The sequence below is a fragment of the Sinomonas cyclohexanicum genome (assembly GCF_020886775.1).
GTDB lineage: Bacteria > Actinomycetota > Actinomycetes > Actinomycetales > Micrococcaceae > Sinomonas > Sinomonas cyclohexanicum.
In genome coordinates, this window is record NZ_AP024525.1 from 3,543,550 (window position 1) to 3,558,281 (window position 14,732).

Below are 14,732 nucleotides of genomic sequence, written 5' to 3' on the forward strand. Positions count from 1 at the left end.
GCACCGCACGCTCCGCGCGGCACCTCGCGCAGGCGGTGCCCCACAGACCGCCGGCCCCGGGCGCGCAACCCCGGGGCCGGCGCCCCATTCCACCCGATTCCCCAGACTCATCAAGACTTTCCAGTTAGGAGCAACGGCAATGGCAAAGATGCGCACTGTCGACGCGATCGTGGCCATCCTCGAGAAGGAGGGGGCCACCGAGACGTTCGGCCTCCCGGGCGCCGCGATCAACCCCCTGTACTCGGCCATGAAGGCCCACGGCGGCATCCGCCACACGCTCGCCCGTCACGTGGAGGGCGCCTCGCACATGGCGGACGGCTACTCCCGCGCCAAGGCGGGCAACATCGGCGTGTGCCTGGGCACGTCCGGCCCCGCGGGCACGGACATGATCACGGGCCTCTACGCCGCGCAGGCGGATTCCATCCCGATGCTGTGCTTCACGGGCCAGGCGCCCGTGGCGAAGCTGCACAAGGAGGACTTCCAGGCCGTGGACATCGAGTCCATCGCCAAGCCGCTGACCAAGATGGCCATGACCGTCCTCGAGCCCGGCCAGGTGCCCGGCGCCGTGCAGAAGGCGTTCCAGCTCATGCGCACCGGCCGCCCGGGCCCCGTGCTCCTGGACCTGCCGTTCGATGTGCAGATGGCCCTCGAGTTCGACATCGACGCGTACGAGCCGCTCCCCGTCGAGAAGCCGCGCGCCACGCGCAAGCAGGCCGAGAAGGCCCTCGACATGCTCACCGCGGCGGAGAGGCCCCTCATCGTGGCCGGCGGAGGCATCATCAACGCCGACGCAGCCCCGCAGCTCGTCGAGCTGGCCGAGATCCTCAGCGTGCCCGTGGTTCCGACCCTCATGGGCTGGGGCATCATGCCGGACGACCACCGCCTCATGGCCGGCATGGTGGGCCTGCAGACCGCCCACAAGTACGGCAACGCGACGTTCCTCGAGTCCGACTTCGTGATCGGCATCGGCAACCGCTGGGCCAACCGCCACACCGGCTCGGTGGACAAGTACACCGCGGGCCGGACGTTCGTGCACGTGGACGTGGAGCCGACCCAGATCGGCCGCGTGTTCTCCCCCGATTTCGGCATCGTCTCGGACGCGGGCGCCTTCCTGGAGGCGATCCTCGAGGTGGCCCGCGAGCGCAAGGCCGCCGGGACCCTCCCCGACTACACGGCGTGGGCAGCCTCGGCGCAGGACAAGCGCGGCCGCATGCAGCGCAAGACGCACTACGACAAGGTGCCCATGAAGCCGTTCCGCGTCTACGAGGAGATGAACAAGGCGTTCGGACCCGAGACCACGTACGTGACCACCATCGGCCTGTCCCAGATCGCCGGCGCCCAGCTGCTGCACGTGTTCGGGCCGCGGAAGTGGATCAACGCGGGCCAGGCCGGCCCGCTGGGCTGGACCGGGCCGGCCGCCCTCGGGGTGGTGCGCGGCAAGCCCGGCGAGCCGGTGGTGGCACTCTCGGGCGACTACGACTTCCAGTTCATGATCGAGGAGCTCGCGGTGGGCGCGCAGCACCAGCTGCCGTACATCCACGTGGTGGTGAACAACTCCTACCTGGGGCTCATCCGCCAGTCGCAGCGGGGCTTCGAGATGGACTTCGAGGTCTCCCTCGCGTTCGAGAACATCAACGCGACCTCCGAGACGGGCACGGCCGCCGGCTACGGCGTGGACCACGTCAAGGTGGCCGAGGGCCTCGGCTGCAAGGCCATCCGCGTGGAGCACCCGGACGACCTCGCTCCGGCCTTCGAGAAGGCGCGCGCCCTCATGGCGGAGTACAGGGTCCCCGTGGTGGTGGAGTGCATCCTCGAGCGCGTGACCAACATCGCGATGGGCACGGAGCTGGACAACGTGACGGAGTTCGAGGAGCTCGCCGAGCGCCACGAGGACGCGCCGACCGCCATCGTGGCGCTGCTGGACTAGCACCATGAAGATCGTCCTCGCCCCCGACAAGTTCAAGGGCTCGCTCACCGCCGCCGAGGTGGCCGAGGCGCTCGCCGCGGGCATCCGCGAGGTGCTCCCCGAGGCAGAGCTCGTCCAGGTCCCCGTGGCCGACGGCGGCGAGGGCACCGTGAGCGCGGCCCTCGGCGCGGGGTTCTCCCCGCGCCGGGCGGCCGTGGCCGGTCCCACGGGCCAGAGGCTCACCGCCGAGTTCGCGGTCTCGGCCGACGCGGACGGCAACCGGACCGCGGTCATCGAGATGGCGGCCGCCTCGGGCCTCGACGTGCTCCCCGGCGGCACCCTCGACGCCCGCGGGGCCACGAGCCTCGGCACGGGCCAGCTCATCCGCGCGGCACTCGACGCGGGCTGCCGTGAGATCGTCCTCGGCGTGGGCGGCAGCGCCTGCACCGACGGCGGTGCGGGGATGCTCGCGGGCCTGGGTGCGCGGTTCACGGACGACGCCGGCCGCGACCTCCCGCTCGGCGGCGCGGCCCTCGCGCGGATCGCCTCGGCGGACCTGTCCGGCCTCGACACCCGCCTCGACCACGCAAGCGGCTCCTTCCAGCTGACGCTGGCCGCCGACGTCGACAATCCCCTCCTCGGGGTACGCGGAGCGGCAGCCGTGTTCGGCCCGCAGAAGGGGGCATCGCCGTCGGACGTCACGGAGCTCGACGCCGCCCTGGCGCGGTTCGCCGCCGTCCTCGGCGCGGAGATGGGCCCCTGGGCCGCGGCAGCGAAGGACCTTCCCGGGGCGGGCGCGGCGGGCGGCGTCGGCTATGCGGCGCTCGCCCTCGGCGCGAGGCGCAGGCGCGGGATCGACGTCGTCGTCGAGTTCACGCGCCTGCGCGAGAAGCTCGCCGGGGCCGAACTCGTGGTGACGGGCGAGGGCAGCCTCGACGCGCAGTCCCTGTCGGGGAAGGCTCCCGTGGGCGTCGCGGCGGAGGCCGCGGCGCTCGGGATCCCCGCAGTCGCGGTGTGCGGGCGCAGCCAGCTGGACCCCGCGTCACGCGCCGCGGCGGGGTTCCGGTCCGTCCACGCCCTCACGGATCTCGAGCCGGACGTGGACACGTGCATCCGGGAGGCCGCGAGCCTCCTGCGGCAGGTCGGGAGAGATCTGGCCGCGACAATCGTTGACAGCAACAGCAGGAAGGAGTCCGTGCGGTGACTACCGAATACGACCTGGTGATCCGAGGCCAGAGGGTCCTCACGACTGCGGGCATCGTGGCCCGCGAAGTGGGCATCGTGGATGGGCGCATCGTCGCGCTCGAGCCGCTCGGCAACGCCCTCGTGGGCAAGGAGACGATCGAGCTGGCCGATGACGAGACGCTCATCCCCGGCCTCGTCGACTCCCACGTGCACGTCAACGAGCCCGGCCGCACCGAGTGGGAGGGCTTCGCGTCCGCCACGAAGGCCGCGGCGGCCGGCGGCGTCACGACCATCATCGACATGCCGCTCAACTCGATCCCGCCGACCGTGAACGTCGACGCGCTCGACGTCAAGCGCGACTCCGCCCGCACCCAGGCGTTCGTGGACGTCGGCTTCTGGGGCGGCGCGATCCCGGGCAACACCGGCGACCTGCGGGCGCTCCACGACGAGGGCGTCTTCGGCTTCAAGTGCTTCCTGCTGCACTCGGGCGTCGACGAGTTCCCGCCGCTCGACCCTGACGAGCTCGAGAAGGACATGGCGGAGCTGGCCAGCTTCGACGGCCTCATGATCGTCCACGCCGAAGACTCCCGCGCGATCGACCGGGCGCCGAGCCCCGAGGGCGACGAGTACGAGGGCTTCCTGCACTCCCGCCCCCGCGGCGCCGAGAACATCGCGATCGCCGAGGTCATCGAGCGGGCCCGCTGGACCGGTGCCCGGGCGCACATCCTGCACCTGTCGTCCTCGGACGCCCTCGCGATGATCGCGACGGCGAAGCGGGACGGCGTCAAGCTCACCGTCGAGACGTGTCCGCACTACCTCACGCTCCTGGCCGAGGAGATCCCGAACGGGGCCACGTCGTACAAGTGCTGCCCGCCGATCCGCGAGGCCTCGAACCGGGAGCTGCTCTGGAAGGGCCTCGAGGACGGGGTCATCGACTGCATCGTCTCGGACCACTCCCCCAGCACGATTGACCTCAAGGACCTTGAGAACGGCGACTTCGCGGTCGCGTGGGGCGGCATCTCGTCGCTGCAGCTGGGCCTGTCGATCATCTGGACCGAGGCGCGCCAGCGCGGGATCCCGCTCGAGAAGGTCGTCGAGTGGATGGGACGCAAGCCGGCCGAGCTCGCCCGCCTGCAGCGCAAGGGCACCCTCGCGCCGGGCTTCGACGCGGACCTGGCGATCTTCGCCGCCGACGAGGCGTTTATCGTGGACGCGGACAGGCTCTACCACAAGAACCACATCACGCCGTATCAGGGCAAGCCGCTCTCGGGCGTGGTGCGCAGGACCTTCGTGCGCGGCACCGAGGTGGACTTCAACGAGCCGAAGGGCCAGCTGATCCGCCGCGGCACTGCGTGAAGCCAACCCCCTAGGAGGAACCCTATGACAGCACTGACGAAGCTCTCCGCTGGGCAGCAGGCCCCCACGTTCTCGCTCCCGGACGCGTCCGGGAAGGCCGTCTCGCTCGACGACTTCCGCGGCCGCCGGGTGGTCGTGTACTTCTACCCCAAGGCGGCTACACCGGGCTGCACCACCGAGGCCTGCGACTTCCGGGACAGCCTCGACGCACTGAATGCAGCCGGCGTGAGCGTCATCGGGATCTCGCCGGATCCGGTCGAGGACATCAAGGCCTTCGCCGATGACTTCTCCCTCACCTTCCCGCTCCTCGCGGACGACGGCGCGGCCGTCGCCAAGGCCTGGGGAGCGTGGGGCGAGAAGATCGTGCAGGGCGAGGTGCGCGAGGGCATCCTCCGCTCCACCGCCGTCGTGTCCCCCTCGGGCGAGATCGAGTCGATCGACTACGGCGTCCAGGCCGACGGACACGTCGCCGCGCTCAGGACCAAGCTCGGCCTCTGAGCCAGCACCACAGCAGAACTGCGCCACGGCTGAACGAAGCCGAAACCGGGCCCCGGACCAGTACTCACTGGTCCGGGGCCCGGTCGTTCCCGAGTTCACCCAGTCGACCAGGTCGCCCCTCCCGCCCACCACAGCCGTCATGCGGTCTGGGGAGAAATCGGCGAAACCGGCCGCGCCCCCAGAACGGGACCTCAATTATTCTGTATCCCAGATCACTGAGATGTGTTGACAGTCACAGGGCAGATAGTGCAGACTAATTGCACATGCTGAAATAACAGTTCCACGATACGGAACCCAGGCGATCTGGACACCGATGTTCCGTATAGCCGTCACCGTGGATGCCAGCATTGAGCAGTTGAGGACCAGACAAGCATGCTGCTTGAACAGTTCAACGCCGCCCCCGCCGAGAAGGCACGAGAGCTCCTGAAGCCGTGCCTCGACGTCGACCGCTGGGTCGAGGAGATCACTGCAGCCCGCCCGTTCGCGAGCGTGGAGGCCCTCCTGGATGCAGCGCACGGCGCGGCCGATCCCTTCACCCCCGCGGAGCTTGAGGGCGCGCTGTCCCACCACCCACGCATCGGCGAGAAGGCGGCCGGTACGAGCACCGAGGCCGGGATGTCCAGGAGCGAGCAGGCGGGTGTGGACCACGAGGACCACGCGACCGCGGCGGCCCTGGCAGCCGGCAACCGGGCCTACGAGGAGAAGTTCGGCCGGGTCTTCCTGATCCGGGCGGCGGGCCGCAGCGCCGAGGACATGCTCCGGGCCCTCCGGGAACGCCTGGGCCACACGCCCGAGCAGGAGGAGCCGATCGTGGCCGGGCAGCTGCGGGAGATCGCCCTGCTCCGCCTCGAGGGCCTGCTCGGGCAGAGCCTCGCGCCGAGCCCGCAGGGCCAGAGCACCGCTTCGAGAGGAGCCTGAGCGCATGAGCGTCTCACATGTGACCACCCACATTCTGGATACCGCCGCCGGGAAGCCGGCTGCAGGTGTCGCCGTCGAACTCTACGCCCGCGACGGCGACGCATGGTCCCGGATTGGCACGGGCATCACCGATGCGGACGGGCGGGTGAAAGACCTCGGCCCCGAGCGGCTGGAAAGCGGCAGCTACCGCCTCCAGTTCGCCACGGGACCGTACTTCGCCAGCATCGGACAGGACACCTTCTTCCCAGAGGTTTCGCTGACCTTCACGGTCAACGCGGCCGAGGCGCACTACCACGTGCCGCTTCTGCTGAGTCCTTTCGCCTTTTCTACTTATCGAGGGAGCTAAGCGACCATGGCGCAGAACAACAGCAACGAGAACAACAAGATCGTCCTGGGCAAGAACCAGTACGGCAAGGCCGAGGTCCGCGTCGTCAAGATCACCCGCGACACGGACCGCCACGAGATCGAGGACCTGAGCGTCACGTCGCAGCTCCGCGGCGACTTCGACGCGGCCCACTTCGAGGGCGACAACGCCCATGTGGTCCCGACGGACACCCAGAAGAACACCGTCTTCGGGTTCGCCCGCGACGGCGTCGGCTCGCCCGAGCAGTTCCTCATCCGGCTCGCGAACCACTTCACCTCCGAGTTCGCGTGGGTCACGGGTGGCCGCTGGGAGGCCGAGCAGTACGCGTGGGAGCGGATCCAGACCAGCACCGCCCCGGGGGAGGGCAAGGCCGCGGGCCACGACCACTCCTTCGTCCGCAAGGGACAGGAGGTCCGCAACGCGGTGGTCGTGAAGGACGGCGACGCCATTCAGGTCATCTCGGGCCTCAACGACCTCACGGTCCTCAAGTCGACCCAGTCGGGCTTCGTGGGCTACCCGAAGGACCGCTTCACGACGCTCGAGGAGACCACGGACCGCATCCTCGCGACGGACGTCTCGGCCCGCTGGCGCTACAGCCCCGAGGCGATCGCGAACGGCGGCGTCGACTTCAACAAGTCGTACGACGACGTCAAGGCGCTCCTCCTCGAGGGCTTCACCGAGGGCTATTCGTACGCGCTCCAGCAGACCCTGTTCCAGATGGCGCAGAAGGTCCTGGACGCCCACCCGGAGATCGAGGAGCTGCGCTTCTCCACGCCGAACAAGCACCACTTCCTCGTGGACCTGACGCCGTTCGGCCTCGACAACCCGAACGAGGTCTTCTACGCGGCCGACCGCCCGTACGGCCTCATCGAGGCGAACTTCCAGCGCGAGTCCATCTCGGGCGACAACAACGCGTGGGACGGCATCACCGGCTTCTGCTGACCGCTGTGCCGAGCCTGACGGCTCCAGCACGCTCGCTGCACCCCCACGGAAGGCGCGCACGACGGCGGTGAACTCCGGCCGCCGTCGTCCTCCTTCCGCTCGCCCCCTTCGGGCGAGATCGCCCCGGTTCCGGGGCCACCTGACCGCCGCGGGCGGCCCTGCCCTCCCTGGGGCCGGCCGCCCGCGGCACCCAACCCCTTCCCCAAGTTGCGCACTCGGAATATCACAGCTGACAAGGAGGTCCGCTATGTCCCGAAAGTCCGCGCCCGCACCCGAGGCCCAGGCCCAGGCGGCACGCCCCGAAGACCAGAAGCTCCCGGTTGGGACCGCGTTCGCGTACGGGTTCCAGCACGTGCTGACGATGTACGGCGGCATCATCGCCCCGCCGCTGATCATCGGCTCGGCGGCCGGCCTCGGCGGCCAGGACATCGCACTGCTCATCACCTCGTGCCTGTTCGTCGGCGGCCTCGCAACCCTGCTGCAGACGCTCGGCGTGAAGTGGTTCGGCTCGCAGCTGCCGCTCGTGCAGGGCACCTCGTTCGCCTCGGTCGCGACGATGCTCGCGATCGTGAGCGGCGGCGGAGGCATCCAGGCGGTGTTCGGCGCCGTCATCGCAGCCTCGCTCATCGGCCTGATCATCGCGCCGTTCTTCGCGAAGATCATCCACTTCTTCCCGCCGGTCGTCACGGGAGTCGTGATCACGACCATCGGCCTCTCGCTGGTCCCGGTCGCCGCCAACTGGGCGCTGGGGAACAACGCCAAGGCACCGGACTACGGCTCGCCCGCGAACATCGGCCTCGCGGCCCTGACCCTCGTGGTCATCATGCTCCTGAGCAAGCTCGGCAACGCGGTCATCTCGCGCCTGTCCATCCTGCTCGCGATCGTCATCGGCACGATCGTGCGCTGCCTTCGGCATGGCGGACTTCTCCAAGGTCGGGACCGGCGCCGTCTTCGAGCTGCCGCGTCCGTTCGCGTTCGGCCTGCCGACGTTCGAGCCGGCCGCGATCATCTCGATGGTCATCGTCATCCTCGTGATCCTCACGGAGACCACGGCAGACATCCTCGCGGTCAGCGAGATCGCCGGCACCACGGTGGACTCGAAGCGCATCGCCAACGGCCTGCGCGCCGACATGCTCTCCTCGGCCGTCGCCCCCGTGTTCAACACGTTCACCCAGAGCGCGTTCGCCCAGAACGTCGGCCTCGTCGCCGTCACGGGCATCAAGTCCCGGTACGCGGTGGCCGCCGGCGGCGGAGTCCTGACCCTGCTGGGGCTCCTGCCGATCCTGGGCCGCGTCGTGGCCGCCGTCCCCGCCCCCGTGCTCGGCGGCGCCGGGATCGTCCTGTTCGGCACGGTCGCGGCGTCCGGCATCCGGACCCTGGCCAAGGTCGAGTACAAGGACAACATGAACCTGATCATCGTCGCGACGTCCATCGCGTTCGGCCTCGTCCCGGTGATCAACAAGGACTTCTACCACGCGTTCCCGACCTGGTTCCAGGTCATCTTCGACTCGGGCATCAGCTCCGCGGCCATCATGGCGATCCTCCTGAACCTCGTCTTCAACGTGTTCAAGCGCGGCACGCCCCACGATCCGTCGGTGTTCGGCGCCGCCCCCGTCCGCGTCATCCCCGAAGAGGTGCTCGAGTGCCTCGAGGAGGGCGACCGCTGCGAGAACGGCAAGATCCTCGACAAGGAGGGCAACGAGGTCGCCGTCAAGTCCAAGGCCGGGAAGTCAGACAGCGCCGCCCACGGCCACTGACCCCGCATCCTCCCGCCGGAGACCCCTCAACACCCCGTTGAGGGGTCTCCGGCCGTCTGTTGAGGGGTCTCTGGCGCCACCATGCGGGGCCGCGGGCGCCCGGTAAGCTTGTCCCATGCCCACCCAGCGTCAGATCACCGTCCGCCGTGCGCCCAAGTACGTCCCGTTCCTCGTGGCGGGCGGCCTGCTCGGCGTCATCGTCGCGGCGGTGACCTCCTACTCGGTCCCGGCCCCGAAGGACTACACGCAGGGCTCGGTCTTCGGCTACTTCCTGGTCCTGTTCGCAGCGGCGGGCGTCCTGGTGGGCGGCGTCGTCGCCCTCGTCCTGGACCGCGTCCTCCTGCGCCGCACCGAGCGCGCGACCGTCGAGGAGATCGACGAGCCCGAGGAGACCCCGGAGACCGAGGCCGTCGGTGCGCCGGCGCACGACGGCGAGCACGCGCCGTCGTCCGCGGAGACCGCCTCTGGCGACGGCACAGGCGAGGGCACGGCCGGAGGTGCCGCCGCCGCGAGCGCGCCGAAGGACCCCGAGGCGGGTGCCACCTCGGCTCCGTGAGACAATCGACCAGTGGTACGCGGTGACGGACTCCTCTCCCTTGATATAGATCCCCTTGACAAAGGCCCCAAGGACGCCTGTGGCGTCTTCGGTGTGTGGGCACCCGGCGAGGAGGTCGCCAAGCTCACGTATTACGGCCTGTACGCCCTCCAGCACCGCGGGCAGGAGTCCGCGGGCATCGCCACGAGCGACGGCGAGCGCATCAGCGTGTACAAGGACATGGGCCTCGTCTCGCAGGTGTTCGACGAGTCGACCCTGAACTCGCTCACGGGGCACCTCGCGGTGGGCCACTGCCGCTACTCGACGACGGGCGCGAGCCACTGGGCCAACGCGCAGCCCACGCTCGGCGCAACCGCGTCCGGAACCGTGGCCCTCGCCCACAACGGCAACCTCACCAACACCGCCGAGCTCCGCGACATGATCGAGGAGCTCACGGGCGGCGAGCTCACGGGCGAGATGAAGCAGGGAAACACCTCGGACACGGCGCTCGTGACGGCGCTCCTGGCGGGCCAGAAGGGCCAGACGCTCGAGGAGACCGCCATGGAGCTGCTGCCGAAGATCCGCGGCGGCTTCTGCTTCGTCTTCATGGACGAGAACACGATCTACGCCGCGCGGGACACCTTCGGGATCCGGCCGCTGTGCCTGGGCCGCCTCGAGCGCGGCTGGGTGGTCGCGTCGGAGCAGTCCGCGCTGGCGACCGTGGGCGCGAGCTTCATCCGCGAGATCGAGCCGGGCGAGTTCATCGCGATCGACGAGAACGGCGTCCGCTCGCAGCGCTTCGGCAAGCCCACCCCGGCCGGGTGCGTCTTCGAGTACGTCTATCTGGCCCGCCCGGACGCGAGCATCGCGGGCCGCTCCGTGTACGAGTCCCGCGTCGAGATGGGCCGCCAGCTGGCCCGCGAGAACACCCACGACGCGGACATCGTCATCCCCGTCCCCGAGTCCGGCACCCCGGCCGCGGTGGGCTACGCGGAGGAGTCCGGCATCCCGTTCGCGCACGGCTTCGTCAAGAACGCCTACGTGGGCCGCACGTTCATCCAGCCGTCCCAGACCCTGCGCCAGCTCGGCATCCGGCTCAAGCTCAACGCGCTCGAGTCCGTGATCCGCGGCAAGCGCGTGGTCGTCGTGGACGACTCGATTGTGCGCGGCAACACCCAGCGCGCGATCGTGCGCATGCTGCGCGAGGCGGGCGCGGCCGAGGTCCACGTCAAGATCTCCTCGCCGCCCGTGAAGTGGCCATGCTTCTACGGCATCGACTTCGCCTCGCGCGCCGAGCTCATCGCCAACGGCGCCACGATCGAGGAGATCTCCCAGGCCATCGGCGCCGATTCCCTCGGGTACATCTCCGAGAACGGGATGATCGCCGCGACCCAGCAGCCGCGTGAGCGCCTCTGCACCGCGTGCTTCACGGGCACGTACCCGATCGAGCTGCCCAGCGCGGACAAGCTCGGGAAGAACCTGCTCGAGCGGCGGAACGGCACGGAGGGCGGAGCGCACGACGGCGCCGGCTTGCCGGACGCCGTCGGGTCGCCGGACGGCGACGCTCCCCTCGAACCGGTCACCGACGCCGAGGACGGGGGCCACCCGGGCTCGACCGGCTGCGACCCGGGCCCGGACTCGGAGTTCGAACCCCTGCTGACCGAGGCAGACAAGACGCCCGACGCCGTGAGGAAAGAGACCGTATGAGCGCCACGCCCGCACAGCCCCAGCCCGCCGGCACGTCCGCTGGGAGCACTTCCCCGGCGCCCACCGACACTGTGATTACCTACGCCGGCGCTGGAGTCGACGTCGAGGCCGGGGACCGCGCCGTCGAGCTCATGAAGGACGCCGTCAAGGCGACGCACAACGCCTCGGTGCTGGGCGGCGTCGGCGGCTTCGCGGGCCTGTTCGACGTCTCCCGGCTCCTGACCTACAGGCGGCCGCTGCTTGCGACGTCCACGGATGGCGTGGGCACGAAGGTCGCGATCGCGCAGGCCATGGACGTGCACGACACGATCGGGTTCGACCTCGTGGGCATGGTCGTGGACGACATCGTGGTGGTCGGCGCCGAGCCGCTGTACATGACCGACTACATTGCGTGCGGCAGGGTCGTGCCCGAGCGGATCGCGGACATCGTGCGCGGCATCGCCGCGGCCTGTTCCGTGGCGGGCACGGCGCTCGTGGGCGGCGAGACGGCCGAGCACCCGGGCCTCCTCGGCGAGAACGAGTACGACGTCGCGGGCGCGGCCACCGGTGTGGTCGAGGCCGATGCGCTGCTCGGCCCCGATCGGGTGCGTGAGGGCGACGTCGTGATCGGCATGGCGTCCTCGGGGATCCACTCGAACGGGTACTCGCTCGTGCGCCGGGTCATCAACCACGCCGGCTGGGCCCTCGACCGCCAGGTATCCGAGCTGGGCCGCACGCTCGGCGAAGAGCTCCTCGAGCCCACGCGCGTGTACGCCGCCGACTGCCTCGACCTGGTGCGGGCGCTCAACGGCGCCGGCGGCGCCGGTGCCGGCAGCGAGCCCGGCGCGGGCCTCCCGCTGCGCGGGTTCTCGCACGTCACGGGCGGCGGCCTCGCGGCGAACCTCGCGCGGGTGCTGCCCAAGGGCCTCCTTGCGACCGTAGACCGCTCGACGTGGGAGCTCCCGGCGATCTTCAAGGTCATCGCCCAGCTCGGCAACGTGCCGCAGGCCGACCTCGAGCGCACGCTGAACCTCGGCGTGGGCATGGTCGCGATCGTGGCGCCCGAGGCCGCCGACGCCGCCCTCGCCCGCCTCGCCGAGCGCGGGCTGCCCTCGTGGGTCATGGGCCGGGTGGGCGCGGACGACCTCGCAGGTTCTGCTGCTCGTGCAGCGGCTGCAGGTCCCGACTACGTGCAGGGCGCCAAGGGCGTGGACGGCGGAGCGGTCCGCCTCGTCAACAGCTACGCCTGACCCGAGCCTCCCTCCGCTCGCTCACCTCGCGCTTCTCGCCCCGTCTCGGGTACAGATCACCTCGCGAAAACGGCGTTTCGGGTACACACCTCGTACCCGAGACGCCGTTTTCGGCACGTCATATGTACCCGAAACGGGATGTCTGGCACCGTGGACCCCATGACTGAGAAGCCTCAGGAGACGGCCCACAGCGCGGCGCCCGTCTTCGACTGGGACCCCCGCTCGGAGGAGGTCCAGGCCGACCAGATTGCCGCCTACGACGCGATGCGCGCGCGGTGCCCTGTGGCGCTCGGGGCCCAGGGCAACTGGGCCGTGTTCGGGCACGCGGACAACCGCGCGATCCTCGACGACCCCCGCACGTTCTCCAACGCCGTCTCAACGCACCTGACCGTCCCCAACGGCATGGATCCGCCCGAGCACGGGCCCTACCGCGCAATCGTCGACAAGTACTACACCCCCTGGCGCATGCACGCCTTCGAGCCCACGTGCCGTCGGATCGCGCACCGCCTCGTCGCGGCGCTCCCCCGGGACGCCGAGGTCGAGATCATGGGCGCCCTCGCCGAGCCGTTCGCGAATGAGGTCCAGTGCGCCTTCATGGGCTGGCCGGACACGCTCCACGGCCCGCTGCGCGAATGGACCAAGAAGAACCACGCCGCAACCCTGAGCCTCGACCGGGCCGCGATGTCCGCCATCGCCCTCGAGTTCGACGGCTACATCCGCGAGCAGCTCGAGCTGCGGCGGAAGGCCGGGGCCGCGGCACCCGAGGACGCGACCACCGAGCTGCTCGGCGAGGAGGTCCACGGCCGCACCCTCTCCGACGAGGAGATCGTCTCGATCGTGCGCAACTGGACGGTCGGCGAACTCGGCACGATCGCCGCGAGCGTCGGGATCATCGCGCGGTTCCTCGCCACCCACCCGGACGTGCAGGCTGATCTGCGGTCCCGGAGGCACGACGGCGCCCTGCTCGCCAGAGCGAGCGACGAGATCCTCCGCCTCGACGCGCCACTGATCGCCAACCGTCGCAGGACCACCCGCGAGGTCACGATCGGGGGCAGGACCGTCCCCTCCGGGGAGCGCGTCGTGGTGCTCTGGGCCTCCGCGAATCGGGACGGGAGCGTGTTCGAACAGCCCGACGAGTTCAGGCTCGACCGCAATCCGGCCGACAACCTGCTCTACGGGGAGGGGATCCACGCGTGCCCGGGCGCCCCGCTCGCCCGGCTCGAGCTGAGCGTGCTCATGCAGGAGCTGCTGGGTGGTACGGCGGCGATCGAGCCGGCGGGCGAGGCGCCGCAGCGGGCGCGCTACCCGTCGGGCGGGTGGAGCACGGTGGGCGTGCGCCTCGCCTGACCCCGTCTGGGAGCCACCTCCCGGGAGTCACCTCCCGGGAGTCACCTCCCGCGGATCACAGGAGCGCCGAGAGCTCCTCGAGGGCCCCGCCCACCTCGGTGCGCCAGCGCCATTGCGCCCGCGAGTCGCCTCGGGACGGGCCCTGGTTGACGATCCCCACCGGCTTGCCGTCCCGGACCGCATCCAGAACGAACCGGAAGCCGCTCATGACCGCCAGGGACGACCCCAGCACGAGGAGGCTGCGCGCGGAGGCGAGCATCGCCGTCGCCCGTTCCTTGCGTTCGAGCGGGACGCTCTCGCCGAAGTACACGACATCGGGCTTGAGCATGTCGGACCCGCACACGAGGCACGGCACCATGATGAACCGCGCGACCCAGTGCGCATCGAGCTCGACGTCTCCGTCCGGGTTGACCGTCGCGGGGTCGTGGGCGACGGCCTCGGCATAGCCCGGGTTGGCCTGGGCGAGACGCTCGTCGAGATTGGTGCGCCCCTCGACGTTGCCGCAGTTGAGGCACACCACCTTGTCGAGGTCGCCGTGCAGCGCCACCAGTCGCCTCGTCCCCGCGGCGGCGTGCAGGCCGTCCACGTTCTGGGTCACGACGCCGGCCACGGAGCCCCGCCCCTCGAGATCGGCGAGGATCCGGTGGGCGCGGTTCGGCTCGGCACGATGGAGATGCCGCCAGCCGATGTAGCTGCGGGCCCAGTACCGGTGGCGGGCCGCCGCGTCGTGGCGGAACTCCTGGTACGTCATGGGCCGATGCTTGCGCCACGAGCCCTGCGGGCCGCGATAGTCCGGGATCCCCGACGCAGTGGACACGCCCGCTCCGGTCAGCGCCAGCACTCCCCCGTCGCGCAGCATCCCGAGGATCCCCTCACGGGCGACGTCGGGCTGCTGCGGTTCCGCGGTCTCTGTCACCTCGCGCGCGATCGACCGCAACGCGGCCGCGTGCGCACCGGCGACGGCCGGGTGCTCGAACGGGTTCAGGGC

12 protein-coding genes and 1 pseudogene are annotated in these 14,732 nt (G+C 70.4%); 12 read left to right on the forward strand and 1 reads right to left on the reverse strand.

Annotated features, from left to right (window positions below; translation table 11 throughout):
• Positions 1-139: 139 nt before the first annotated feature.
• The 12 genes and pseudogenes from gcl to SCMU_RS16785 all read left to right on the forward strand — a co-directional run bounded on the left by gcl (position 140) and on the right by SCMU_RS16785 (position 13,744).
• Entirely contained in the window at positions 140-1,927 is a 1,788-nt protein-coding gene (gene gcl, locus SCMU_RS16730; protein WP_229230227.1) for a glyoxylate carboligase, read from the forward strand.
• A gap of 4 nt (positions 1,928-1,931) precedes the next feature.
• Positions 1,932-3,110 carry a glycerate kinase gene (locus tag SCMU_RS16735; protein ID WP_229230228.1) on the forward strand — a complete coding sequence of 393 codons (1,179 nt, stop codon included), beginning with the start codon at positions 1,932-1,934 and terminating at the stop codon, positions 3,108-3,110.
• Positions 3,107-4,447: an allantoinase AllB gene (allB, locus tag SCMU_RS16740; RefSeq protein WP_229230229.1), complete on the forward strand. Its 1,341-nt coding sequence runs from the start codon at positions 3,107-3,109 to the stop codon at positions 4,445-4,447. The genes SCMU_RS16735 and allB overlap by 4 nt, the downstream gene beginning before the upstream one ends.
• 24 nt (positions 4,448-4,471) lie before the next feature.
• A complete protein-coding gene (gene bcp, locus SCMU_RS16745) occupies positions 4,472-4,945 on the forward strand; it encodes a thioredoxin-dependent thiol peroxidase (protein ID WP_229230230.1) in 474 nt (157 codons plus the stop codon).
• Positions 4,946-5,317: 372 nt separating this feature from the next.
• Positions 5,318-5,863, forward strand: a complete 546-nt coding sequence (gene uraD, locus SCMU_RS16750; RefSeq protein ID WP_229230231.1) for a 2-oxo-4-hydroxy-4-carboxy-5-ureidoimidazoline decarboxylase — start codon at positions 5,318-5,320, stop codon at positions 5,861-5,863.
• Between the two features lie 4 nt (positions 5,864-5,867).
• Positions 5,868-6,209, forward strand: coding sequence for a hydroxyisourate hydrolase (gene uraH / locus SCMU_RS16755; protein ID WP_229230232.1), 342 nt, complete (start codon positions 5,868-5,870; stop codon positions 6,207-6,209).
• 6 nt (positions 6,210-6,215) lie between these two features.
• Positions 6,216-7,169: a factor-independent urate hydroxylase gene (pucL, locus tag SCMU_RS16760; protein ID WP_229230233.1), complete on the forward strand. Its 954-nt coding sequence runs from the start codon at positions 6,216-6,218 to the stop codon at positions 7,167-7,169.
• A 247-nt stretch (positions 7,170-7,416) separates the two neighbouring features.
• Positions 7,417-8,926, forward strand: a pseudogene (locus tag SCMU_RS16765) (nucleobase:cation symporter-2 family protein).
• A gap of 115 nt (positions 8,927-9,041) precedes the next feature.
• Positions 9,042-9,482 carry a hypothetical protein gene (locus tag SCMU_RS16770; RefSeq protein WP_229230234.1) on the forward strand — a complete coding sequence of 147 codons (441 nt, stop codon included), beginning with the start codon at positions 9,042-9,044 and terminating at the stop codon, positions 9,480-9,482.
• Between the two features lie 12 nt (positions 9,483-9,494).
• A complete protein-coding gene (gene purF, locus SCMU_RS16775) occupies positions 9,495-11,168 on the forward strand; it encodes an amidophosphoribosyltransferase (RefSeq protein ID WP_443020167.1) in 1,674 nt (557 codons plus the stop codon).
• Entirely contained in the window at positions 11,165-12,397 is a 1,233-nt protein-coding gene (gene purM, locus SCMU_RS16780) for a phosphoribosylformylglycinamidine cyclo-ligase (protein WP_371829607.1), read from the forward strand. Before purF ends, purM begins: the two co-directional genes overlap by 4 nt.
• A gap of 159 nt (positions 12,398-12,556) precedes the next feature.
• A complete protein-coding gene (locus SCMU_RS16785) occupies positions 12,557-13,744 on the forward strand; it encodes a cytochrome P450 (RefSeq protein WP_229230236.1) in 1,188 nt (395 codons plus the stop codon).
• 55 nt (positions 13,745-13,799) lie between these two features.
• Here SCMU_RS16785 and SCMU_RS16790 read toward each other — a convergent pair whose 3' ends face one another.
• Positions 13,800-14,729, reverse strand: coding sequence for a Sir2 family NAD-dependent protein deacetylase (locus SCMU_RS16790; RefSeq protein WP_229233074.1), 930 nt, complete (start codon positions 14,727-14,729; stop codon positions 13,800-13,802).
• Positions 14,730-14,732: the final 3 nt, after the last annotated feature.